This window comes from Pseudomonas sp. BNK-30, from assembly GCF_047456185.1.
Lineage (GTDB): Bacteria > Pseudomonadota > Gammaproteobacteria > Pseudomonadales > Pseudomonadaceae > Aquipseudomonas > Aquipseudomonas putida_E.
The window spans coordinates 2,220,697-2,242,495 of sequence record NZ_CP179904.1; the positions used below are offsets into that span (position 1 = coordinate 2,220,697).

General features: G+C 62.9%; 24 protein-coding genes. 13 read left to right on the forward strand and 11 right to left on the reverse strand.

The features are described 5' to 3' along the window. Positions 1–3: 3 nt before the first annotated feature. Genes ACMGGN_RS10335 through ACMGGN_RS10365 form a run of 7 tightly spaced genes read right to left on the reverse strand, consistent with a single transcriptional unit; the run spans position 4 to position 4,928 of the window. The gene (locus tag ACMGGN_RS10335) at positions 4–678 is read right to left on the reverse strand and encodes an urease accessory protein UreF (protein ID WP_046787699.1); all 675 of its coding nucleotides are present in this window, start codon (positions 676–678) and stop codon (positions 4–6) included. Continuing rightward, positions 678–1,223: a HupE/UreJ family protein gene (locus ACMGGN_RS10340; RefSeq protein ID WP_046787700.1), complete on the reverse strand. Its 546-nt coding sequence runs from the start codon at positions 1,221–1,223 to the stop codon at positions 678–680. Before ACMGGN_RS10340 ends, ACMGGN_RS10335 begins: the two co-directional genes overlap by 1 nt. A gap of 20 nt (positions 1,224–1,243) precedes the next feature. After that, positions 1,244–1,735: an urease accessory protein UreE gene (ureE, locus tag ACMGGN_RS10345; protein WP_039602760.1), complete on the reverse strand. Its 492-nt coding sequence runs from the start codon at positions 1,733–1,735 to the stop codon at positions 1,244–1,246. A gap of 10 nt (positions 1,736–1,745) precedes the next feature. Next, positions 1,746–3,449, reverse strand: a complete 1,704-nt coding sequence (gene ureC, locus ACMGGN_RS10350) for an urease subunit alpha (protein ID WP_012314277.1) — start codon at positions 3,447–3,449, stop codon at positions 1,746–1,748. Next, positions 3,446–3,763 carry an urease subunit beta gene (locus tag ACMGGN_RS10355; protein WP_039602758.1) on the reverse strand — a complete coding sequence of 106 codons (318 nt, stop codon included), beginning with the start codon at positions 3,761–3,763 and terminating at the stop codon, positions 3,446–3,448. The genes ureC and ACMGGN_RS10355 overlap by 4 nt, the downstream gene beginning before the upstream one ends. Positions 3,764–3,782: 19 nt before the next feature. After that, positions 3,783–4,085 carry an urease subunit gamma gene (locus tag ACMGGN_RS10360; protein ID WP_046787702.1) on the reverse strand — a complete coding sequence of 101 codons (303 nt, stop codon included), beginning with the start codon at positions 4,083–4,085 and terminating at the stop codon, positions 3,783–3,785. A 9-nt stretch (positions 4,086–4,094) separates the two neighbouring features. Further along, entirely contained in the window at positions 4,095–4,928 is an 834-nt protein-coding gene (locus ACMGGN_RS10365; protein WP_125923039.1) for an urease accessory protein UreD, read from the reverse strand. 329 nt (positions 4,929–5,257) lie between these two features. Between ACMGGN_RS10365 and ACMGGN_RS10370 the strand changes: the two genes are divergently transcribed. The 6 genes from ACMGGN_RS10370 to ACMGGN_RS10395 all read left to right on the forward strand — a co-directional run bounded on the left by ACMGGN_RS10370 (position 5,258) and on the right by ACMGGN_RS10395 (position 11,183). Then, the gene (locus ACMGGN_RS10370) at positions 5,258–5,635 is read left to right on the forward strand and encodes a glyoxalase superfamily protein (RefSeq protein WP_414156740.1); all 378 of its coding nucleotides are present in this window, start codon (positions 5,258–5,260) and stop codon (positions 5,633–5,635) included. Next, entirely contained in the window at positions 5,632–5,991 is a 360-nt protein-coding gene (locus tag ACMGGN_RS10375; protein ID WP_414156741.1) for a hypothetical protein, read from the forward strand. The genes ACMGGN_RS10370 and ACMGGN_RS10375 overlap by 4 nt, the downstream gene beginning before the upstream one ends. Before the next feature lie 168 nt (positions 5,992–6,159). Continuing rightward, positions 6,160–7,752: an ATP-binding cassette domain-containing protein gene (locus tag ACMGGN_RS10380; RefSeq protein WP_414156742.1), complete on the forward strand. Its 1,593-nt coding sequence runs from the start codon at positions 6,160–6,162 to the stop codon at positions 7,750–7,752. A gap of 122 nt (positions 7,753–7,874) precedes the next feature. Further along, entirely contained in the window at positions 7,875–8,894 is a 1,020-nt protein-coding gene (locus ACMGGN_RS10385; RefSeq protein WP_039602754.1) for a branched-chain amino acid aminotransferase, read from the forward strand. A gap of 239 nt (positions 8,895–9,133) precedes the next feature. After that, complete coding sequence (locus ACMGGN_RS10390) at positions 9,134–9,814, forward strand: response regulator transcription factor (RefSeq protein WP_046787707.1); 681 nt, start codon at positions 9,134–9,136, stop codon at positions 9,812–9,814. Further along, positions 9,792–11,183, forward strand: a complete 1,392-nt coding sequence (locus ACMGGN_RS10395; protein WP_414156743.1) for a sensor histidine kinase — start codon at positions 9,792–9,794, stop codon at positions 11,181–11,183. Before ACMGGN_RS10390 ends, ACMGGN_RS10395 begins: the two co-directional genes overlap by 23 nt. A gap of 192 nt (positions 11,184–11,375) precedes the next feature. Here the strand turns inward: ACMGGN_RS10395 and cysS are convergent, their stop codons facing one another. Then, on the reverse strand, positions 11,376–12,758 hold the full coding sequence (gene cysS, locus ACMGGN_RS10400) for a cysteine--tRNA ligase (protein ID WP_039603150.1): 1,383 nt from the start codon (positions 12,756–12,758) through the stop codon (positions 11,376–11,378). A gap of 9 nt (positions 12,759–12,767) precedes the next feature. After that, on the reverse strand, positions 12,768–14,471 hold the full coding sequence (locus ACMGGN_RS10405) for a glutamine--tRNA ligase/YqeY domain fusion protein (protein ID WP_115275025.1): 1,704 nt from the start codon (positions 14,469–14,471) through the stop codon (positions 12,768–12,770). Positions 14,472–14,720: 249 nt separating this feature from the next. Here ACMGGN_RS10405 and ACMGGN_RS10410 point away from each other — a divergent pair, with 249 nt between their 5' ends. Together ACMGGN_RS10410 and ACMGGN_RS10415 are read left to right on the forward strand one after the other, a co-directional pair. Next, entirely contained in the window at positions 14,721–15,221 is a 501-nt protein-coding gene (locus tag ACMGGN_RS10410; RefSeq protein WP_039603152.1) for a peptidylprolyl isomerase, read from the forward strand. Continuing rightward, entirely contained in the window at positions 15,218–15,940 is a 723-nt protein-coding gene (locus tag ACMGGN_RS10415; protein WP_115275026.1) for a UDP-2,3-diacylglucosamine diphosphatase, read from the forward strand. Before ACMGGN_RS10410 ends, ACMGGN_RS10415 begins: the two co-directional genes overlap by 4 nt. Before the next feature lie 118 nt (positions 15,941–16,058). Here the strand turns inward: ACMGGN_RS10415 and ACMGGN_RS10420 are convergent, their stop codons facing one another. Further along, positions 16,059–18,350 (reverse strand): acylase, encoded by a 2,292-nt coding sequence (locus ACMGGN_RS10420; protein ID WP_115275027.1) that lies wholly within the window; start codon positions 18,348–18,350, stop codon positions 16,059–16,061. Positions 18,351–18,573: 223 nt separating this feature from the next. On the opposite strand from ACMGGN_RS10420, the gene ACMGGN_RS10425 reads away from it, so the two are divergent. After that, complete coding sequence (locus tag ACMGGN_RS10425) at positions 18,574–18,948, forward strand: fe2+ zn2+ uptake regulation protein (RefSeq protein ID WP_115275028.1); 375 nt, start codon at positions 18,574–18,576, stop codon at positions 18,946–18,948. Between the two features lie 36 nt (positions 18,949–18,984). Here the strand turns inward: ACMGGN_RS10425 and ACMGGN_RS10430 are convergent, their stop codons facing one another. Next, entirely contained in the window at positions 18,985–19,173 is a 189-nt protein-coding gene (locus ACMGGN_RS10430) for a hypothetical protein (RefSeq protein ID WP_012314261.1), read from the reverse strand. Between the two features lie 151 nt (positions 19,174–19,324). On the opposite strand from ACMGGN_RS10430, the gene ACMGGN_RS10435 reads away from it, so the two are divergent. The 4 genes from ACMGGN_RS10435 to ACMGGN_RS10450 all read left to right on the forward strand — a co-directional run bounded on the left by ACMGGN_RS10435 (position 19,325) and on the right by ACMGGN_RS10450 (position 21,792). Further along, the gene (locus ACMGGN_RS10435) at positions 19,325–19,783 is read left to right on the forward strand and encodes a hypothetical protein (protein ID WP_046785436.1); all 459 of its coding nucleotides are present in this window, start codon (positions 19,325–19,327) and stop codon (positions 19,781–19,783) included. A 275-nt stretch (positions 19,784–20,058) separates the two neighbouring features. Beyond that, positions 20,059–20,439 carry a transcriptional regulator gene (locus ACMGGN_RS10440; RefSeq protein ID WP_115275031.1) on the forward strand — a complete coding sequence of 127 codons (381 nt, stop codon included), beginning with the start codon at positions 20,059–20,061 and terminating at the stop codon, positions 20,437–20,439. Positions 20,440–20,504: 65 nt separating this feature from the next. Further along, positions 20,505–21,161 carry a DUF2589 domain-containing protein gene (locus ACMGGN_RS10445; protein ID WP_115275032.1) on the forward strand — a complete coding sequence of 219 codons (657 nt, stop codon included), beginning with the start codon at positions 20,505–20,507 and terminating at the stop codon, positions 21,159–21,161. A 73-nt stretch (positions 21,162–21,234) separates the two neighbouring features. Further along, entirely contained in the window at positions 21,235–21,792 is a 558-nt protein-coding gene (locus ACMGGN_RS10450; protein WP_115275033.1) for a DUF2589 domain-containing protein, read from the forward strand. The last annotated feature ends 7 nt before the right edge of the window (positions 21,793–21,799 follow it).

The following is a 21,799-nucleotide window of genomic DNA, read 5'->3' on the forward strand; positions in this document are numbered from 1 at the left end:
TCCTCAGGAACGGAACAAACGGGTGTATTGGGTTTCGTGACGCGATGATGCAATGGCCAATAGCGGCAGGCCGCCACCGAGCTGGTCGTCGCCAAGCGCCAGGGCCTGGTCGATGACGCCGGGCAGTATCTCGCCCAGGTCGCGCAGCAGGGTCTGGGCCGCCTGCTGGCCGAAGGGCACCAGTTTGACCCCAGCCATGACCGCGCCCTCCAGCCAGGCGAAGGCATGCCCGAGGGCAAGCTGGCGCAACGGGATCGACCAGTGCACGGCCAGCCAGGCCATGCCGCCCAACTGGCTGAGCTCAAGGCTTGGGCGCCAGGCCGGGGCCTGGCCCAGCTGCCAGCCATCGAGCAAGCGTGCCAGGGCCGCGCCACGCTGCTGCTCTTCCAGGCGCAGCTCGGCGGTTTCGCGGTTGGCCAGCAGAAAGCGGCTCCAGCGCGCAAACGCGTCGGCATCATCGGCCTTGCACGCGTGGTACAGGCGCGCCAGCACCGGCCAGTCCAGGTAAGCGAGGGTGTCGTGCATCTGCTCGCGCTGCCAGGCACTGAAGCTTTTGATGTCACGCACCCAGCCCGCCTCGACGGCCCATTCAAGGCCTTGCGAGTAGGTAAAGCCACCCACCGGCAAGCCGGGGCTGGCCAGCTGCAACAAGCGCAGCAGTGCCAGATCGCTGTTCATCAACCGGCCAGCACAACAGCGGCGCCGGCAAGCATGCCGCCGCCAAAGGCTTTCTGCAGGGCGCTATGGCGGCGCAGCAGGCAACCGACAGCGAAGCCCACTACCAGCAGCAAGCCGCTCACGGTGACGAAACCGGCGCTGAACAGCCAGAAGGCGCTGGGTGTGGCTTCCACGCCGTGGGCCCAGCCATGGAACAGGGCAAACACCGGCATGGCCAGCGCCAGCAGCAACTGCCGGCTAGGCAGCAGTACGGCAACGCCAGCCACCAGCACCGACACGGCGATCATGGTTTCCATGCCCAGCACATCACCGAACAGGTGGCCGCATAGCGCACCAGCGAACATTGCTGCCAGGGTTGCCAGCGGCAAGGCCAGGTTGCGCCGGGTCAAGGCCGCCAGCACGCCAGTCCCCAACAGCATCAACAAGTGGTCAAGGCCGGTCAGCGGATGCAGCAGGCCATCGTGCAGCGGGTTGCTGTCATGGCCCGGGTGGGCGAAGGCCGGCAGCGCAACCAGCAGCAGGGCAAGGGCGAGCGTTTTTTTCATTGTGGGCTCCAAGGGGCAGTTCAGGAGTGGGCTGGCAGGCGCACGAAGGGGTGATCATGCGCATGGCTGTGGCTGTGGCTATGCGGTGCGCTCTGGTAGGCACCGGCTTCCGGCTCGAACGGCGCCTGCTCGGCCTCGACCGTCAGGCCCAGGCCGCGCAGCATGTCGTCGAGTACGTGGTCGTGCTGGTAACGCAGCAGGCCCGGCTCGATCTGCAGGGGGACGTGGCGGTTGCCCAGATGGTACGCGGCACGCGCCAGCAGGTGCGGGTCGCTGCAACGCACGGTCGATACTGCCTCGGGCGCTGCGAGTACGCGCACCACCTGGCTGCCGGCGGCGTCGGCCAGCAGTTCGCCACCGCGCAGCAGGTGGCCGCGTTCGAGCATCAGGCCGGCCTCGCGGCCATCGTCGAGGGTTACGCGCAGGCGGCTCTTGATACGGCTGTCGACGTCCAGGGTAACGGTGCCGGTGATAGTGTCGGATGCATCGATCCGGCGGTTCAGGACAATCATCTTCGCTCCTTCAGAACAGGAAATAACGCTGGGCCAGCGGCAGTTCGCTGGCCGGCTCGCAAACCAGCAGTTCGCCGTCGGCGCGCACCTGGTAGGTCTGCGAATCGACTTCGATCACCGGTTGCAAGGTGTTGTGGACCATGTCGGCCTTGCGCACCCGGCGGCAGCCGTGGGCCACACCGATCAGGCTCTGCAAACCCAGTTCCTGGGCCAGGCCACGGTCCATGGCGGCCTGGGGCAGGAAGGTCATGCGCGTGGCATGGCGGGCCGCACCGAGCGCGCCGAACATAGGCCGGTAATGCACTGGTTGTGGCGTCGGAATCGAGCCATTGATGTCGCCCATGGGCGCTGTGACGATCATCCCGCCCTTGATGACCAGCGCCGGCTTGACCGCGAAGAAAGCCGGCGACCACAGCACCAGGTCAGCCAGCTTGCCCACCTCCACCGAACCCACCTCATGGGCGATACCATGGGTGAGCGCAGGGTTGAGGGTGTATTTGGCGATGTAGCGCTTGACCCGGAAGTTGTCGCTGTAGCTGCTGTCCGGCGCCAGCGGGCCGCGGCGCACTTTCATCTGGTGGGCGACTTGCCAGGTGCGCAGCACCACCTCGCCGACGCGGCCCATGGCTTGGGAGTCGGACGAGGTCATGGCGAAGGCGCCCATGTCGTGCAGGATGTCCTCGGCGGCGATGGTTTCACGGCGGATGCGCGATTCGGCGAACGCCACGTCCTCGGCGATGCTCGGGTCCAGGTGGTGGCAGACCATCAGCATGTCGAGGTGTTCATCGACGGTGTTGACCGTATAGGGCAGGGTCGGGTTGGTCGAGGACGGCAGCACGTTAGCCTGCCCCGCCGCGCGAATGATGTCGGGTGCATGGCCGCCGCCGGCCCCTTCGGTGTGGAAGGTATGGATGGTGCGATCACCGATGGCGGCCAGGGTGTCTTCAATGCAACCGGATTCGTTGAGGGTATCGGTGTGGATCGCCACCTGGATGTCCATTTCCTCGGCGACGCTCAGGCAGCAGTCGATGGCTGCCGGGGTAGACCCCCAATCCTCGTGCAGCTTCAGGCCCACCGCGCCTGCAGCGATCTGCTCGCGCAGCGCTTCAGGTCGCGAAGCATTGCCCTTGCCCAGCAGGCCGATGTTGATCGGCAGGCTGTCGGCCGCCTGGAGCATGCGCGCAAGGTACCAGGGCCCCGGGGTGCAGGTGGTGGCGTTGGTACCGGTGGCCGGCCCGGTGCCGCCGCCGATGAACGTGGTGACGCCACTGGTCAGCGCCTCTTCCACCTGCTGCGGGCAGATGAAGTGAATGTGCGAATCGATGCCCCCGGCGGTGACGATCTTGCCTTCGGCCGCGATCACTTCGGTGCCCGGGCCGACCGGCACGGTGACGCCCGGTTGCACGTCAGGGTTGCCGGCCTTGCCGATGGCAGCGATGCGCCCGTGCTTGACGCCGATATCGGCTTTCACGATGCCCCAGTGGTCGATGATCAGGGCGTTGGTCAGCACCAGGTCCATGGCCTGGGCTGCAAGCATCTGGCCCTGCCCCATGCCGTCGCGGATGACCTTGCCGCCGCCGAACTTGACCTCTTCGCCGTAAACCGTGAAGTCCTTCTCGACCTCCACCCACAGGGCAGTGTCGGCCAGGCGCACGCGGTCGCCGACGGTAGGGCCGAACATGTCGGCATAGGCCCGACGCGAAATGCGGCTCATGCCTGGCCCTCCAGTGCGCCCATCACTTTGCCCTGAAAGCCATACACCTCGCGCTTGCCGGCGTAGGCTACCAATTGCACGGTACGCGCCTGGCCCGGCTCGAAGCGCACGGCAGTGCCGGCCGGGATGTCGAGGCGAAAGCCGCGGCTAGGCTCGCGGTCGAACACCAGCGCCTCGTTGACCTCGTAAAAATGGTAATGCGAGCCCACCTGCACCGGCCGGTCGCCATGATTGGCCACTTTGACACTGACCGTTGCACGGCCGACGTTGAGTTCGATGTCGCCGGCGGCGACCTGGATTTCACCTGGGATCATGCTGGGCTCCTCGGCCAGGTCAGACGATGGGGTCATGTACGGTCACCAGCTTGGTGCCGTCAGGGAAGGTGGCTTCGACCTGCACGTCATGGAGCATCTCGGGAACACCGTCCATGACCTGATCGCGGCCGATCACTTCGCGGCCCAGGCTCATCAGCTCGGCTACCGTGCGGCCATCACGGGCGCCTTCGAGCACGGCGGCACTGATCAGCGCCACCGCCTCCGGGTAGTTGAGCTTCAGGCCACGGGCCAGGCGCCGTTCCGCCAACAGTGCGGCGGTGAACAGCAGCAGTTTGTCTTTCTCTCTCGGGGTCAGCTCCATGGCGCTCTCTCAGGTGGCCCAGATGCGCGGCGGGCACGCCGGCAGGCCGAGAACGGCCGGCCGCAGCACGTGCCAGAGGCGCTGCAGGGTGTGTTGCAGATGTTGGTTGTCGTGGTCCAGCAGGCGAATCACCAGCAGCGAACCCAGCAAGGTGGCGCCGGCGGGCGTTTTCAGTTCCTCGAGCAGAGGCCGCACCCTTTCCAGCACGGATGGGTCTGCCGGGGACGCACAGAAGGTAGCGAGCAACGGGTGGCCGCCGAGCTTGTCGAGCTGGCCACCGGTGATGCGCAGGCGTTCGCACAAGCCAGGGTCATCGGGCAACTCGATGCTCAGACGGCTGTCCAGCGCGCCCTGATCGAATCGTTCGCCCATCACCGGGCGGCCCAGGCACAGCGTTTCCCAAGCCAGCAGGCGGGCACCGGGCTCAAGGGTGAAGCGGCTGTCGAGGCTGGCGCGAGCACCGGAAAAGAAAATGCTGTCCTGGGGCAGCCACTCCAGGGTGCTGCCCGCTTGCAGATGGAAACGTTGGGTCAGCCACGCGGTTGGGCCGATACTTCGATAAAACTTGCTGGCGCCGGGCATGGTCAGCAATGCATGGCTGCCAGGCTCTAGCTGAATATCCAGCTCCAGGCGGTCACCGGCAACGATGCCCCCTGGCGGGTGCAGCACATAGACGTGGCACGGCGCACCTTCCGGGTAGAACGGTCGCTGCACCAAAAGCGGGCCGAAATGGCGGCGCGCACCAAGACGAGTCACACCACCACGCTCGACAAAGCGCAACTGCAGGTGGGCACTCCAGCCTGCATCCTGTTCAGATTGTTCGACGCGCTCGGCCAGCAACATCCTATAGCCCCTGATATCCACGGCCTGGCGGCCGTTAAAAGGATCACCGCCGCGCACTGACGTGCTGCAGGCTTGACCACTCGATCAAATTCGATTGGCTGGGATATAGCAGTTTGCGGGCCAACTACGCAGGTGAAGCCACATGAAACATATTGCGCGAGGCTCTGGCGTGGGGCATGCCGGGTCATGACGCACGACACGAGGGCACTCACCAGCCCTGTTTCGGTGCTCGAATTAGCCAGGGTATTGCGCCGCGAACAAGACAGTCCGCCGTGACAATCAGTAGACTGGCAATCCACTTGAGTACCGCCCACGGCCAAGGAACAGCCATGCCTCTCGCCCCAGCCATCCCCATCCTGCGCATTTTCTCGGTCGAAAAGGCCAAGGAGTTCTACCTCGATTTCCTCGGCTTCACCCTGGACTGGGAGCACCGCTTCAGCCCGGACCTGCCTTGGTATGCGCAAATCCACCGCGACGGCCTGGTCCTGCACTTGAGCGAGCATCACGGCGACGCCTGCCCAGGTTCGACGGTGTTTGCCCGTACCGATGAACTGCTGGCGCTGGAACGTGAACTGCTGGACAAACAGTACAGCTACGCCCGCCCTCAGGCCGAGCGTGTCGACTGGGGCCTGCAGATGCAGATACGTGACCCGTTCGGTAACCTGTTGCGTTTCTGCCAGCAGATCGATGACGAGGCCGCGCAATGAAAGCATTGGGCAAACGCGAATTGGCGCGCCTTGAGCGTGAACTGGTGGCGTGCCTGACCGACGCCTGCGAAACGGCCAAGGCGCAAATCGTCGGGTTCAGCTGGCTGACACATCGCCTGGACCCTGATCAGTTCCCTGCCAGCTTGCGCATTACCTGGGTATTCGAGCGCGAGGTCGACAAGGCCGCAGCGCTGGCGGGTGATGCGAAGGTACGCATGCTCAAGCTGACGGCCCAGGCGCTGGACGAGGCAGGTATAAGGCTGGATCACCCAGCATGGCATGTGCGCTTCGACAGTGAAGAAGCCTGCGAACGAAGCCACGCAGGCGACTGGAACAAGCGCTTGCAGGGGCGTTGAGGCCAACCGGCGAGCGGTGATTTACCTCCCCTCGCCTTTGCGCTAGGCTCTTGCATCTCACTACAGGAGGTATTCGTCCAATGCGCCATTGATGCCGCCGTCCCTTCGACGGCCAGCCTTCAGCCTCTGGTTTGCTCCGGAGATGTCGCGGCATGAGTGGAGTTGTGCATGACGAATACGTCGTTCCTGACGCTGGACAGCGTCTCCCTGGTTTTGCCCAATGGCAAGCCACTGTTTACCAACCTCAACGCGTGCTTTGACCAACGCCCGACCGGCATGGTCGGGCGTAATGGCGTGGGCAAAAGCCTGCTCGGGCAGATACTCGCCGGCCAGCGTTTGCCCAGCAGCGGCCGTTGCTCGCGCCATGGCAGGGTTCATCACCTGGGCCAGCAAGTGATCCGGCACAGTACCACCGTCGCCGATCTAGCCCAGGTCGGGCAGGTGATCGCTGCGTTGCAAAGTATCGAAAAAGGCAGCATCGACCTTTACGATTTCGACACTGTGGGCGATCAATGGGACATTCGTGAGCGGCTGCACATCCTGCTGGATCGCCACGGCCTGGGTCACCTCACCCCCGATTACCCCGCTGCCGAGCTCAGCGGCGGCCAGGCTATGCGCGTCGCCCTGCTCGGTGCCTGGCTCAGCGATAGCGATTACCTGATCCTGGATGAGCCCAGCAACCACCTGGACAGCGAAGGCCGCGCTCAGCTCCTGGCCATGATCACGGCTTGGGACCGGGGCTTGCTGGTTATCAGCCATGACCGTAGCTTGCTCGAACACATGTCGCGCATCGTCGAACTGTCGAGCCTTGGCTTGCAGGCATTCGGGGGGCCTTACAGCTTCTATGCCCAGCGCAAGGCCGAACAGCGCGAACAGGCTCAGCAACAACTGGTCCGCGCAAAGCATGAGCGCCAACTCACCGCCAAAACGTTGCACGAACAACGGGAGCGCCTTGAACGCCACCAGTCACGTGCCAGCCACCACGCCAAGCACGCCAACCAGGCCAAGATACTCATCGACCGCCAGCAGCAACGTAGCCAGGCCACGGCTGGCAAACAGCGTCGCAATCACAACGATGCCCTGCAGGCCCTGCAAACGCAGGTGCAGGAAGCGGCGCGCCAGGTAGAGCGCGACAGCGCGATCATTCTTCATGCGCCAACACCTCAATCGCACCCTGGTCGTGAAGTGCTGGCACTGCAGGGGCTTGTGCTGCCTCGCGGCAGTACCGAACCGATCGACCTGCACCTTTGCCTGGGCCAACGGCTCGGACTGGTCGGTCCCAACGGCAGTGGTAAGTCAACACTCCTTCAGGTGCTGTGCGAAGCGCTGCCCATCCAGGCCGGCAGCGCTCGGATGAGCGGCGAAGTCGCGATGCTCGACCAGCACTGCAGTTCATTACCTGGGCAGCAGACCGTTCTGGCACACCTGCGCGAGGCTAACCCGACACTGCCATCCGGCGTTCTGCGCATACGGCTGGCTCAACTAGGCCTCGATGCCGCACGCATCGAGCTGCCGAGCAGTTTGCTCAGCGGCGGTGAGCGGCTCAAGGCAGCGCTGGCTGGCGTGCTTTATCGCAAACGCGGCGTGGACCTGCTGTTGCTCGATGAGCCCGGCAACCATCTGGACCTGCCGTCGCTGGAAGCGCTGGAGGCCATGCTACGGCAGTTTCAGGGGGCGATGCTGGTGGCTTCCCATGATTCAGTGTTTCTCCAGCAACTGGCGCTGGACGCTTACCTGCACCTGCCATCGGCGTCACCATGACCCAGATAGCCGCCAATTCGTGACTGGCCGTTCCCGATCCGCAGCGGATGTATTATCGTGGCGAGGTGCGCATATAACAGCAGCCCGAGCGATCGGGCACTTGCAAGACAATCGAGGGTGTCATGAGTAACGAAAGCATTAACTGGGACAAGCTGGGTTTCGACTACATCAAGACCGACAAGCGCTACCTGTCCGTATGGCGCAATGGTGAGTGGGACAAAGGCACCCTGACTGAAGACAACGTGCTGCACATCAGTGAAGGCTCCACTGCCCTGCACTATGGCCAGCAGTGTTTCGAAGGCCTCAAGGCCTACCGCTGCAAGGACGGTTCGATCAACCTGTTCCGCCCTGACCAGAACGCCGCCCGCATGCAGCGCAGCTGCGCTCGCCTGCTGATGCCGCACGTGCCGACCGATGTGTTCATCGAGGCCTGCAAGCAAGTGGTCAAGGCCAACGAGAAATTCGTCCCGCCACACGGCAAGGGTGCCCTGTACCTGCGCCCGTTCGTGATCGGCACCGGCGACAACATCGGCGTGCGCACCGCCCCGGAGTTCATTTTTTCGGTATTCGCCATCCCGGTTGGCTCCTACTTCAAAGGCGGCATGAAGCCGCACAACTTCCAGATTTCCAGCTTCGACCGCGCAGCGCCGCAAGGCACCGGCGCGGCCAAGGTCGGCGGCAACTATGCGGCCAGCCTGCAGCCAGGTGCTGAAGCCAAGAAAGCCAACTTCGCCGACGCCATCTACCTCGATCCGCTGACGCACACCAAGATCGAGGAAGTCGGTTCGGCCAACTTCTTCGGCATCACCGCCAACAACGAATTCATCACCCCGAAATCAGCTTCGGTACTGCCAGGCATCACCCGCCTGTCGCTGATGGAACTGGCGTCCTCGCGCCTGGGCCTGACCGTGATCGAAGGCGACGTTGAAATCAACAAGCTCGACCGCTTCATCGAAGCCGGTGCCTGCGGTACCGCCGCGGTGATCACCCCGATCGGTGGCATCGAGTACAACGGCAAGCTGCACGTGTTCCATGACCTGGAAAAGGTTGGCCCGGTCACCCAGAAGCTCTACAACGAGCTGACCGGTATCCAGAGCGGCGACGTCGAAGCGCCGGCGGGCTGGATCGTCAAGGTCGCCTGAGCCATCGCGCCACGCTGAACCACGGGGCATGCCAGACGCTGGCATGCCCCTTTTTTTGGCTGAGCGTTACGGCCCCATCGCCGACAAGCCCGCTACCACAGGGATTGCGTCATCTTTAGACATTGAGCAAGCGAGTTTGCCCCGCAACAAAGAAACTGCAGCCAGATGAATTTTTCTTAAATTCCCGGCAGTCTATTCTTTGGCACAATCAAGCCTCCACTAGACGCCCAGGAACCAGCATGCCACGCGTACTGACCATCGAAGACGACGCCGTCACCGGCCAGGAAATCGTCGCCGAACTCACCAGCCACGGTCTGGAAGTGGATTGGGCTGACAATGGCCGTGAAGGCCTGGCCAAGGCCATCGGCGGCGGCTACGACCTGATCACCCTGGACCGCATGCTGCCAGAGGTCGATGGCCTGACCATCGTCACCACCCTGCGCAACCTGAAAATCGCAACGCCCATCCTGATGATCAGCGCGCTGTCCGACGTCGATGAGCGTGTGCGAGGCCTGCGTGCCGGTGGCGACGACTACCTGACCAAGCCGTTCGCCTCCGACGAGATGGCCGCACGGGTGGAAGTGCTGTTGCGGCGCAATAGCGTGCCGATGACCCAGACCCGACTGCAGGTCGCCGACCTGCAACTGGACCTGATCAGCCATGAGGCCCGCCGCGGCGAACAGACGCTCAACCTGCTGCCCACCGAGTACAAGCTGCTGGAGTACCTGATGCGCCATAGCGGCCAGGTGATCACGCGGATGATGATCTTCGAGGAAGTCTGGGGCTACCACTTCGACCCTGGCACCAACCTGATCGATGTGCATATCGGCCGCCTGCGCAAGAAGATCGATGCCCCCGGGCAGTCGCCGCTGATCCGTACCGTACGGGGCTCCGGCTATGCCATTGCTGAACCCGTCTAAGGGCTGGAGCTCCTCGACCAGCCGCCTGCTGGCGCTGTACAGCTTCCTCTTCGTGGCCTGGAGCAGCATCCTCATGGGGGTGCTGTACTTCGAGGTGTCCAGCTACCTGAACAAGCTGACCCGCCACTCCATGCTGCAGCGCCAGCACCTGTTCGCGCACATGAGCGGCAAGCAGCTGGACGACGCGCTGATCGCCAGCCAGGCGTTCGAGGAGCGCGCCTTTGATGCCTACGGCCTGTTCGACGCCCAGCTCAACCCGATCGGCGGGCGTATCCGTGCAATTCCGCCGGAACTCGGCCTGGACGGCAAGGTGCATGAACTCGAGCGGTGCCTGGACGCCGATGACCCGCACATGCCGCGTGACAGCTGCGACGCGGTGGCAATCAAGGTTCAGGACGGCCGCTGGCTGGTACTGCTGCGCGACAACGGCTCGTTGTTCGTGGTGACACGCATCATCCTGCACGCCTTGCTATGGGGCATCTCGCTGACCCTGATCCCAGGCTTCGCCGGCTGGTACCTGCTGCGCCGCAGGCCTTTGAAACGCATTCGGGCCATACAGGCGCAGGCAGAGCTGATCGTCGCCGGCGACCTCACCCACCGCCTGCCGCTGTCGGCCCGGCGCGACGAGCTGGACATGCTGGCCGCCATCGTCAACGCCATGCTTGACCGGATAGAACGGCTGATGAATGAGGTCAAGGGCGTGTGCGACAACATTGCCCACGACCTGCGCACACCACTCACTCGCCTGCGTGCACAGCTGTACCGCATCCGCCAGCAGACCGGGCTGGACTCGGCACAAGCCGAGGCACTGGACCAGGCCATCGGCGAAACCGATACCCTGATGGCACGTTTTCGCGGCCTGTTGCGCATCAGTGAACTGGAGGATCGCCAGCGCCGCGCTGGCTTCGTTCAGCTGGCCCCGCGTGAGCTGCTGGTGGAGTTGCATGATTTCTACCTGCCCCTGGCCGAAGATGGCGGTATTCGCCTGCACCTGCAACAGCCTGAGCACTTGCCGGCGCTGCATGGGGACCGTGAATTGCTGTTCGAAGCGCTGGCCAACCTGGTGGGCAATGCCATCAAGTTCACGCCAGAAGGTGGCCAGGTGGCCATTACGGCTACGCAGGACGAAGCAGGCGTGCATATCGCTATCGAGGACAGTGGGCCTGGGATTGCGGAAGAAGAGCGCACTGCCGTGCTGAAGCGCTTTTATCGCAGCGAGGAAGGCCACCGCCACCCGGGGTTCGGGCTGGGTTTGTCGATCGTTGCGGCGATCGTCGACCTGCATGGGTTTGGGCTGGAGGTGGGTGACAGTGAGCTGGGTGGGGCTAAGCTGGTGTTGCATTGCCCGTTGCCGGGGTTGCCCAGGTAAAAGCGGGGGCTGCTATGCAGCCCATCGCCGGCAAGCCGGCTCCCACCACGACAGCACAACCTTCAAGCCCTGCGCAATACCTGTCGCCGGCTTGCCGGCTCTCACTACGACCGCGCAACCTTCAAGCCCTGTACAATACCTGTGGGAGCCGGCTTGCCGGCGATGGGGCCGCAAAGCGGCCCCTTCACATCATCAGTCAGCCAGACGCCAGGTAGTCGCGCCCTTGCTGTCCTCCAGCACCACGCCCATGGCGGTCAGCTGGTCGCGGATACGGTCGGATTCTGCCCAGTTCTTGTCGGCACGCGCCTGCAGGCGCGCCTGGATCAGTGCTTCCACTTCAGCCGCATCGACCTTGCCCTCGGCCCCTGCACGCAGGAAGTCATCGGCCTCCAGCTGCAGTACACCCAGCACATCACCCAGCTCACGCAGGCGACCGGCCAGGCCGGCAGCCGCATCCGGGTCGCTGTCGCGCAGGCGGTTGATTTCGCGCACCAGGTCGAACAGCACGGCGCAGGCTTCGGGGGTGCCGAAGTCGTCGTTCATCGCCACGCTGAAGCGCTCGACGAATGCCTCACCACCCTTGGCCGCCACACGTGGCAAGCCACGCAGCGCGTGATAGAAGCGCTCCAGGGCGCCCTTGGCATCACGCAGGCTGTCTTCGGAGTAGTTGATGGCACTGCGGTAGTGGCTGGCCACCAGCAGGTAGCGCACCACCTCCGGGTGATACACATCGAGCACGTCACGGATGGTGAAGAAGTTGTTCAATGACTTGGACATCTTCTCGCCATTGATGCGGATCATGCCGCAGTGCATCCAGGCGTTGGCGTACTGCTTGCCGGTCGCCGCTTCGCTCTGGGCGATTTCGTTCTCGTGGTGCGGGAACTCCAGGTCGCTGCCGCCACCGTGGATGTCGAAGCTCTCGCCCAGGCAGCAGGTGGACATCACCGAGCACTCGATGTGCCAGCCCGGACGGCCTGGGCCCCAGGGCGAATCCCAGTACGGTTCGCCCGGCTTGACGCCCTTCCACAGCACGAAGTCGAGCGGGTCCTGCTTGGCCTCGTCGACCTCGATGCGGGCACCGATGCGCAGGTCCTCGATCTTCTTGCGCGACAGCTTGCCATAGCCGACGAACTTGCCGACCCGGTAGTACACGTCGCCATTGCCCGGCGCGTAGGCGTAGCCCTTGTCGATCAGGGTCTGGATCATCGCGTGCATGCCGGCGATATGGTCGGTGGCACGCGGTTCCTGGTCCGGTTTGAGGATGTTCAGGCGCCGTTCGTCCTCATGCATCGCATCGATCATGCGGGCCGTCAGCGCGTCGAACGTTTCGCCGTTCTCGTTGGCCCGGTTGATGATCTTGTCGTCGATGTCGGTGATATTGCGCACGTAGGTCAGCTCATAGCCGCTCTTGCGCAGCCAGCGGGTGACCAGGTCGAAGGCCACCATGCTGCGGCCATGGCCCAGGTGGCAATAGTCGTACACGGTCATGCCGCACACATACATGCGCACCTTGTTGCCATCGAGCGGCTTGAAGACTTCCTTGGTTTTGCTCAGCGTGTTGTAAATGGTAAGCACGGTGGTTCCTTAGCTGCCCCAGGAGTCACGCAGGGTGACGGTGCGGTTGAACACCGGGCGGCCCGGCTGGCTGTCCTTGAGGTCGGCGCAGAAGTAGCCTTCGCGCTCGAACTGGAAGCGGTCTTCAGGCTGCGCCTGGCCCAGCGACGGCTCGGCACGGCAGCCGGTCAGCACTTGCAGCGAGTCCGGGTTGATGTTGTCGAGGAAGCTGGCGCCCTCCTCGGCCTTTTCCGGGTTCGGCGAGCGGAACAGGCGATCGTACAGGCGCACTTCGCATTCGACACTGGCGTCTGCCGGCACCCAGTGGATCACGCCCTTGACCTTGCGGCCCTCGGGGTTCTTGCCCAGTGTGTCCGGGTCGTAGGAGCAGCGCAGCTCGACGATGTTGCCCTCGGCGTCCTTGACCGCTTCGTCGGCGCGGATCACGTAGCTGCCGCGCAGGCGCACTTCACCGGCCGGTTCCAGGCGCTTGTAGCCCTTTGGCGGCTCTTCCATGAAATCGTCGCGGTCGATGTACAGCTCGCGGGCGAAGGGCAGCACGCGCACGCCCATGTCTTCCTTGGGGTGGCGCGGCAGCTCGAGCTGCTCGACCTGGCCTTCAGGGTAGTTGGTAATGACCACCTTCAGCGGGCGCAGCACGCACATGGCGCGCGGCGCGGTGCGGTCGAGGTCGTCACGGATGCTGAATTCGAGCATCGACATGTCGACCACACCGTCGGAGCGGTTGGTACCGACCATCTCGCAGAAGTTGCGGATCGAGGCCGGGGTGTAGCCGCGACGGCGGAAGCCCGAGAGGGTCGACATGCGCGGGTCGTCCCAGGCGCTGACGTGCTTCTCGTCGACCAGCTGCTTGAGCTTGCGCTTGGAGGTGATGGTGTAGTTCAGGTTCAGGCGGCTGAACTCGTACTGACGCGGATGCGCCGGTACCGGCAGGTTGTCCAGGAACCAGTCGTACAGCGGCCGATGGCCTTCGAACTCCAAGGTGCAGATCGAGTGGGTGATGCCTTCGATGGCATCGGACTGACCATGGGTGAAGTCGTAGTTGGGGTAGATGCACCACTTGTCACCGGTCTGGTGGTGGTGGGCATGACGGATGCGGTACAGGATCGGGTCGCGCAGGTTCATGTTCGGCGAGGCCATGTCGATCTTGGCGCGCAGCACGCGCTCGCCATCCTTGAACTCGCCGGCCTTCATGCGCGCGAACAGGTCGAGGTTCTCTTCGACGCTGCGCTCACGGAACGGGCTGTTCTTGCCTGGCTCGGTCAGGCTGCCACGGTAGGCCTTGGCCTGATCAGGGGTCAGGTCACAGACATAGGCCTTGCCACGCTTGATCAGTTCAACGGCCCAGTCGTGCAACTGGTCGAAGTAGTTCGAGGCATAACGCACGTCGCCGGCCCAGTCGAAGCCCAGCCATTTGACGTCGCGCTGAATGGCATCGATGTACTCCTGGTCTTCCTTGGCCGGGTTGGTGTCGTCGAAGCGCAGGTGACAGACGCCGCCGAACTCCTTGGCCAGGCCGAAGTTGACGCAGATCGACTTGGCATGGCCGATGTGCAGGTAGCCATTGGGCTCCGGCGGAAAACGAGTGACGATGCTGCTGTGCTTGCCCGAGTCCAGGTCGGCCTGGATGATCGGCCGCAGGAAGTTCGCAGGGACGGCGGGGGCGCCTTTGGCAGCGGCGTTGGGCGCGTTGTCGGCAGTGGGCTTGCTCATAGGATCCTTGAATGCACGTGTCCGGCCTGGGTAGGCCGATTGAATCAAAGGGCCTATCATAGCCGAAGCAGTCAAGCTGCTGACAGCCAGGCTCGGACAAACTGCCGTGATTTTATCGCAGCTTTTTGTCGCGGCCTGGCAAAATGGCCAGTGCGCGCCATGTGTCGCGGTCGCCCGATCCTGCGTCAGGTGACTACAGGCGCACTGCGCACCCTAATTCCCGAATGCCTTGAAAGAGCGAATTCCAGCATGTCCAAAGTCAAACTGACCACCAACCACGGCGTTATCGTCCTGCAACTGGACGCCGAGAAAGCGCCGCTCACCACGGAAAACTTCGTTCAGTACGTCAAGGACGGTCACTACGATGGCACCGTGTTCCACCGTGTGATCAAGGGTTTCATGATCCAGGGCGGCGGCTTCGAGCCGGGCATGAGCCAGAAGAAAACCCGCGCCAGCATCCAGAACGAAGCTGACAACGGCCTGAAGAACACCAAGTACAGCATTGCCATGGCCCGCACCATGGAGCCGCACTCCGCCTCGGCCCAGTTCTTCATCAACGCCTCCGACAACGACTTCCTCAACCACAGCGGCAAGAACACCCAGGGCTGGGGCTACGCGGTATTCGGCGAAGTGACCGAAGGCCGTGAAATCGTCGACGCCATCGAAAAGGTCGCCACCGGTTCCAAGGCTGGCCACCAGGACGTACCAAAAGACGACGTGATCATCGAGAAAGCCGAGATCGTTGAGTGATACTGCTGATCTCTGATCTGCATCTGCAAGAAGAACGCCCGGACATTACCCGGGCGTTTCTTGATCTGCTCGACGGCCGCGCACGCCATGCCAAGGCGCTGTACATCCTCGGCGACTTCTTCGAAGCCTGGATCGGCGACGATGCCATGACGCCGTTCCAGCAGTCGATCTGCCAGGCCGTGCGCCAGCTGAGCGACAGCGGCACCGCCGTGTACCTGATGCACGGCAACCGTGACTTCCTGATTGGCGAGGCTTTCTGCAAGGCCGCCGGCTGCACCCTGCTGGCCGACCCCAGCGTGATCAGCCTGGGCGGCGAGCAGGTTTTGCTGATGCATGGCGACACCCTGTGCACCCGCGACATCGGTTACATGAAAATGCGCCGTTATCTGCGCAACCCGTTGAGCCTGTGGATTCTGCGGCACTTGCCGCTTGCCACCCGGCAAAAGCTGGCGCGCAAGCTGCGTAACGAAAGCCGTGCACAAACGCGCATGAAGGCCACCGAAATTGTCGATGTCACACCAGAAGAAGTACCAGCGGTGATGGCGGCACATGGCGTGAAAACGCTGGTGCATGGCCACACTCACCGGCCGGCGATCCACAAGCTGGTGGTGAACGGGGAGCCTGCCCGGCGCATCGTGCTGGGCGATTGGGACCGTCGCGGCTGGACCCTGCAGGTGGATGCGCAGGGCTTTCAGCTGGAGCCGTTCGAGTTTTCCTGAAACTGATAGCTTCGCCATACCGGCCTCATCGCCGGCAAGCCGGCGCCTACAGGTACGCCACTATCCTTGATACCTGTGGGCCGGTTTGCCGGCGATGAGGCCGGTACAGGTTTGTAACTTAAGGCTGGCTCGCCACTGCCCCCTTGTCCCGCTCACTGATCACATACTGCCGATACTCGGGGTCAGCCTTGATTTGCGCCTCGGTGAACGGGATGTGCGCCAACTGCTTGGCCGAGAACGCTTTGGTCTGGTCGCTCGCATGCGCCGATGCGGCTTCGCTGGACTGCGAGAAGGCCAACAACCCGCGCGCCTGGGGCCCCTTATCGGTGAAGCTGACCAGTTGCAAGTAACTGGTGCCACTGACCACCAGCCGCTTGCCCGGCCCATGCGGGACGCTGTAGATCGCGTTATACACCCCCAAGCCCTGCGGGCCGCCCGGCACCGGTGTGCCATCGGCCGCCTGCTGGATCTGCCCCCAACGGCTGTCTTCAGCAACGCCGGCTTTGGCTACCTGCTGCAGTGAGGCCAGCGCCGCTTCGCGCAGCAACTTGCGCACCGCCGCCTGCTCCACTGCCAACCCACGCGGCGTGTGTTGCGGGTCTGCCGGGTCGAAGGCCACACGCCAGCTTTGCGGATACCTGGCCAAGGCGTCGACGATGTTCTGGAAGTGCACCAGGCCAATGCCGCTGTTCAGGTCAGCCTTGCCATCCCAGCTCGCCAGGCTCGTACACAGTGCCTGCAAATCGGCCTCAGCGCCTTTGCACCATTGCAACAAGTCTGGAAGCACCAGGCTGGCCAGGTAGACCTCGTCATCCATCACCATACGCTGCAGGTCCTCCATGCCCAGCTTGGCCTTGCCTTGCAGGCGCTCCAGCGCGAAGCGCCCGCGCATGCCCAAGGGCTGGTCGCTGCGGCTGATCAGCGGCGAGTACCCCGTCAAAGGCTGGGCGGGGTTGGTCATCCATGCCGGATCGTTGGAGCTTTGCACGAAATCGTTGCGCGCAAGGCTGGGCAACAGATGCGCCGGGAAGATGCCAGGCTGCGCTGCCTGTGCATCGACCTTCCACTGGCAGGCGCTGCGCGAACCGTCGAGCACCACCAGCGGCCCTTGCGCCGCCGGGTTGCTGCACTGGCTCAGCATCTGCTGGTCCACATAAGGCACCACCGACTGGTTAAGGTACAACGCTTGGCCACCGGCATCGACGGCCAAGGTATTGACCCAGGGGATGCCCTGCAACTGCTCGACCGAGCCCTTCAGTGCCGCCAGGCTATCGGCCCGGTTGATGCGATACCACTGCTGCAGCACGCGGGTATTTTCCAGATTGGCGTCGCGCAGGCTGTAGGCCGCTTTGCTGTCCCAGTCCAGGCGCCCTGGCCACTGCACCACGGGCCCGAAGCTCGAACTATAGACCTGGCGCTGCACCTGGCTCAGCGTGCCATCCTCAGCCTTGACCGTGACACTCACAGCCTGGCGCGTCAGCGGCAGGGACTTGCCATCGAGCAGGTAGCGGGTCGGATCCTTGGGGTCCAGTTGCAGTCGATAGAGGGTGAAGTGTTTGGACGTATCGACCGTGTGGGTCCAGGCCAGGTGACGGTTGAAACCGATGTTCACTACCGGCAAGCCAGGCAGTGCGGCGCCCATGACGTCCAGTCGGCCAGGGATGGTCAGTTGCATCTGGTAGAAGCGCATCCCGCCCATCCAGGGGAAATGCGGGTTGGCCAGCAACAGCCCGCGGCCGTTGGCCGAACGCTCCGCACCCACTGCAACGGCGTTGCTGCCGCGCTCCGAAGCGAAGCGCTGCTGCTGGGCAAGTGCCTCGCCAAACGTGGGCGCTGCCTGCTGGCTCGCCAACTGCGGCGGCCGGGCAGCCGCCAGCGCTTCGGCGAACTGGCCCAACCCACCCTCAGCCAGCAGACGGCGGGTCAGCTTGACCAGGTCCAGGCTGGTGATCGGCCGCAACCACTGACCATCCCCGCACTCTGCCGGCAGCCCTTGGCTACGACGCTCGGCCAAGGCGCGGTTGAAACCACTGGCATAGCCCTCCAGCAAATCACGCACCTGAGCAGGTTGGGCCTGCAGGAAGCTGTTGACCGCAGTCGGCGTATTGAACCAGGTGAAGAACAGGTCGCTGGTCAGGTTATCGCGCTGCTCGAGGGTTTTGCCCTGCGCGCCAAAAAAGCGCGAACGTTCACCGTTGACCGTCAGCACTTCATTGGCCAGCAGGCACAGATTGTCTTGGCCATAGGCATAACCGATGCCGTAACCCAGGCCGCGCTCATCCTTGGCCACGATATGCGGCACGCCGAAACTGGTACGGCGAATTTGCGCAGTGGCATCAGACTTGGGTTCCAACGCCTGCGCGGCCATGCTGGAGACAACCAGCGCGGCCGCAAGGCCAGCGCAGGTCATGGGACGTGAAATTGAGAGCACGGGCACTCCTCGGCTTCTGGGATCATTCCCAATCAGACGAACGCCCACATGAAAATTTTACGCACAAGGAGAAACAGATTCGTCTTCATGAGACCGGCAGAGAATCTTTTTTTTGCGCAAAGGCTGCAGATTCTCCGTTCTCATTCGTCCTAGTAAGTGAGGCACCCATATTTCGGGAAAGTCCACGAAAAGGAGCATTCACATGTACAACCCGCAATCCTCACTTCAGACCGGGCGAACCCCGGCCAAAGCGGCCAATGGACAGGACGCCTGCGGGGAAGAGCGTGTCGGCAACGAACAGATCCGCGAGTTGCTGCGCACCTATGGGCTGCGTACCAGCCTGATTCGTCTCAAAGTGATCGACGCCCTGCACAGCGCCGGCCGCTCCGGCCGCAGCATTGGCGTGCGCGGTGTGCACGCGCATCTGGAACAACTGGATATTCCGCTGTCGTTTCTCAGTGTGCGGGAGGTGCTCAAGCGGCTGTGCGCAGAGGGCGTGATCAACCTGGGCAACGACAAGTGCTACAGCCTCAACCCGCAAGCGCGCGCCGTGCTCGAGCAACCCTCTGCACGCTGAGCGCATGGCCGGCCATACCTGGCCGGCCGGTACGGGTCAGGGCTTGACCTTGCGCCGCAGGATCCCGTTGATCACGACCACCACTACCGCAATGGCGATGGCCAGCAGCTGGAAAGTCTGTTCACTGATGGTGCCCTGTTTTTGCAGATGTGACAGGCCCAGCATGAGGCCCAGCACCACCAGGATGATAAGAATCGAATATTTGAGGCGCTGCACGTGTGTCATCGATAGTTCCTTGCAACATCGGGGGCAAATGGCTCGCAACGAGCCGGGCCAATGATACAACGCCCATGGCTTTCGGCGCTGCATTTCCTGCTTAGCGTGGCACCTCAAGCCTGAAAGCATTGGCCTCCCTACCGCCCATGCTGGAGGCTCCATGCTCAAGCCCGCCCTGCTCATTCTGTTGTTACTGCCCTCTCTCCCCACCCACGCCCTGGATATCCGCCAGATACCACCTGAGCAATTGCTCAAAATGGGCCGCGAACTGGCGGACTACGCCGGCAGCAACCAATGGCAACAGTTATGGCATCGAACAAGGGCAGCCGGGCACCTGCTCGCAAGGCCCGGCCACGCCCATTTCACAATCGAGCAGCCGCAGTTGCCAAGGCTCGCCTACGAAACCTTGGCCAACGCCGGACAAGTCGAAGCAGTGGGCAAGACCCTTGCGCTCTATCGCCGATCCTTCCCCGGTAAAGTGCTGGGCCGGCACGATAAGCAATCTCTCAGTGCCCTCTGCCTCGTGGTCGACTGGCGCAGTCTGCCTCAAACAATGGCCGATTGGCCCCACGCCTACCTGCGCAACGTGAGCTTGATGCATGTTTACCCCTGCGGTTGAGGGTACTGGCACCCAGTTGCCTCACGGAAAAGTGCCCCCCTGAGTATCAACGGCTGTAGGGCAACGCCAGAGCGATGTCCTACAACACGCGAAATCGTTGCCTTCAAATCTTGCTCCCCGAGGCTACAACAGCTGGACCACTTGGCGCCTAGCGACGTTATTCGTCACTCACTGACAATCCTCTCACGCCAACGACAGAACGCCGATGGTAATCGCTGACCCGCCATTGCGGCTCATCAAAGCATCGCGCCCCATCTACCGCGAGGGAGCACCACATGGAATTGCCAGATCTCACAGCCATCGACATCAGCCTTCTGCCGCACTCGTTGCAGTCACTGATCGAATGTATCGGCATAGAAAACGCCTACCAACTGACCTGCGCCTTCGGCGGAAGGCCCAAATACATCCCCAAGCATCGTGAGCGCACCAAGCTCGCCGACGTGCTCCCTGGCGAAGCTCTGGACGCCCTGATCAAGCGGTTTGCCGGTGTAGCACTGGAAATCCCCAAGCCAGACCACTTCCTGCGGCAGTTGCGCAACCTGCAAATCCAGAAAGAAAGCGCTGAAGGGCTGTCACGCAGCCTGCTGGCCGACAAGTACGGCCTGAGCCTGCGCCAGATCGGCAATATCCGTCGCCAGGAGCCTTGCACGCGCTGACGACCCCCACCCGGCCGCATTGACGGCCGTATTTGCATCATCCAACAGAGAAAGAGAATCCAGCAATGTCCCTAGACAACAGCCTTATCGGATCGGTCATCAACGCCTTGCCCATGGACCGTATGATCGCCGGGCCGCTACAAGCCATGGTTCAGGCTCAGGTCACTGCGAGCAAATCCTATGCGGACTTCCTCATGCAGGTCTGCGTACAGGATGGCAAAGCGGTTGCCATCCAGTTCGACTATGACGAGACCATCGTCAACGAACAGGGCGAATACAAAGGCGTCGTCAGCAAGTCCATGAAGGTCCCGCTGCTGGCGGCCATTACCCACCCGAACATTGTCATTGAAGAAGGCAAGGTCGAGTTCGAACTGACCATCAGCCAAGCGGCCGAGGATTTCAGTGAGTCCAGCAAAGGTGGTGACATGGCCGCCTCGCTGGGCTGGGGCCCTTTCAAGCTGGACATGAAGGGCAGTATCAGCCACAAGTCCACGCAGACCCGCAAGTCCGATACCCGTGCCCGCTATGCATTCAACACCACCTTGCGCCGCCAGGATCCACCAGAGGCGGTGATGAGGGTCATCGATTTCCTCACCGATGCTGCCACCAAACCGACGGTGGTACCCAACTCGACCCTGATAAGCACGGATGCGATTTCCGATGCTGACGTACTGAAGGACGATACAGCGAGCACCGCCTCTGCAGGTGCCACCACTCCCTGATCCTTCGCCCTGTCTCAAAATGTCCGCCTCGCTGAACACAGCGGGGCTCCCCGTGTACCAAGGAGACAAGTGAGTGGACAACCACCCTGCCCCCATGACCGCGATTGACCTGCGGGATATCACCCGTGGCCTGCAGGAAGCCGCTGCGGCAACCAATAGCCTGATTGCCCAGCAGTACATCAATCTGTTCGATCACTTTTTCGACATCGATCCGCAGGCGCTCGGGGCTCCTATGAAAGCCAAGATGGTCGAGGTCGCCATGGACGACAAGCATGTGATACGCGTGCCGTTGTTCGCCCTGGTTTCACCCAAGGGGCTGGCTCTGGAGCGCATGCAGGTCGACCTCTCTGTGCGGGTCAATGGCACGGAGGCGCTGCGTGCGATGCAGGCGAATGAGGAGGCCGGCGGCGCTGCGGCCTTCAAGGTCACCATTGGCGCCCAGGGCCGCCAGGGGGAAACGCGAGACCCGGACGAGGTACAGATCCGCATGCAGTTTCAAGCCAGCGAGCCACCCGAGGCGCTCAACCGGCTGATCGAGGAATATACCAAGCTGATCAACCCCACCCGCAAGCCGCCCACTGCGCCTGCCCCTGAAACCAATGAGTTCATCGAGGCCGCCACCGTGCGGTGATGGCGCC

Coding starts and splice junctions, on each gene's coding strand:
- ACMGGN_RS10335 (WP_046787699.1), bottom strand. CDS start 678: ATGAACAGCGATCTGGCACTGCTGCGCTTGTTGCAGCTGGCCAGCCCC.
- ACMGGN_RS10340 (WP_046787700.1), bottom strand. CDS start 1,223: ATGAAAAAAACGCTCGCCCTTGCCCTGCTGCTGGTTGCGCTGCCGGCC.
- ureE (WP_039602760.1), bottom strand. CDS start 1,735: ATGATTGTCCTGAACCGCCGGATCGATGCATCCGACACTATCACCGGC.
- ureC (WP_012314277.1), bottom strand. CDS start 3,449: ATGAGCCGCATTTCGCGTCGGGCCTATGCCGACATGTTCGGCCCTACC.
- ACMGGN_RS10355 (WP_039602758.1), bottom strand. CDS start 3,763: ATGATCCCAGGTGAAATCCAGGTCGCCGCCGGCGACATCGAACTCAAC.
- ACMGGN_RS10360 (WP_046787702.1), bottom strand. CDS start 4,085: ATGGAGCTGACCCCGAGAGAGAAAGACAAACTGCTGCTGTTCACCGCC.
- ACMGGN_RS10365 (WP_125923039.1), bottom strand. CDS start 4,928: ATGTTGCTGGCCGAGCGCGTCGAACAATCTGAACAGGATGCAGGCTGG.
- ACMGGN_RS10370 (WP_414156740.1), top strand. CDS start 5,258: ATGCCTCTCGCCCCAGCCATCCCCATCCTGCGCATTTTCTCGGTCGAA.
- ACMGGN_RS10375 (WP_414156741.1), top strand. CDS start 5,632: ATGAAAGCATTGGGCAAACGCGAATTGGCGCGCCTTGAGCGTGAACTG.
- ACMGGN_RS10380 (WP_414156742.1), top strand. CDS start 6,160: ATGACGAATACGTCGTTCCTGACGCTGGACAGCGTCTCCCTGGTTTTG.
- ACMGGN_RS10385 (WP_039602754.1), top strand. CDS start 7,875: ATGAGTAACGAAAGCATTAACTGGGACAAGCTGGGTTTCGACTACATC.
- ACMGGN_RS10390 (WP_046787707.1), top strand. CDS start 9,134: ATGCCACGCGTACTGACCATCGAAGACGACGCCGTCACCGGCCAGGAA.
- ACMGGN_RS10395 (WP_414156743.1), top strand. CDS start 9,792: ATGCCATTGCTGAACCCGTCTAAGGGCTGGAGCTCCTCGACCAGCCGC.
- ACMGGN_RS10405 (WP_115275025.1), bottom strand. CDS start 14,471: ATGAGCAAGCCCACTGCCGACAACGCGCCCAACGCCGCTGCCAAAGGC.
- ACMGGN_RS10410 (WP_039603152.1), top strand. CDS start 14,721: ATGTCCAAAGTCAAACTGACCACCAACCACGGCGTTATCGTCCTGCAA.
- ACMGGN_RS10420 (WP_115275027.1), bottom strand. CDS start 18,350: ATGACCTGCGCTGGCCTTGCGGCCGCGCTGGTTGTCTCCAGCATGGCC.
- ACMGGN_RS10425 (WP_115275028.1), top strand. CDS start 18,574: ATGTACAACCCGCAATCCTCACTTCAGACCGGGCGAACCCCGGCCAAA.
- ACMGGN_RS10430 (WP_012314261.1), bottom strand. CDS start 19,173: ATGACACACGTGCAGCGCCTCAAATATTCGATTCTTATCATCCTGGTG.
- ACMGGN_RS10435 (WP_046785436.1), top strand. CDS start 19,325: ATGCTCAAGCCCGCCCTGCTCATTCTGTTGTTACTGCCCTCTCTCCCC.
- ACMGGN_RS10440 (WP_115275031.1), top strand. CDS start 20,059: ATGGAATTGCCAGATCTCACAGCCATCGACATCAGCCTTCTGCCGCAC.
- ACMGGN_RS10445 (WP_115275032.1), top strand. CDS start 20,505: ATGTCCCTAGACAACAGCCTTATCGGATCGGTCATCAACGCCTTGCCC.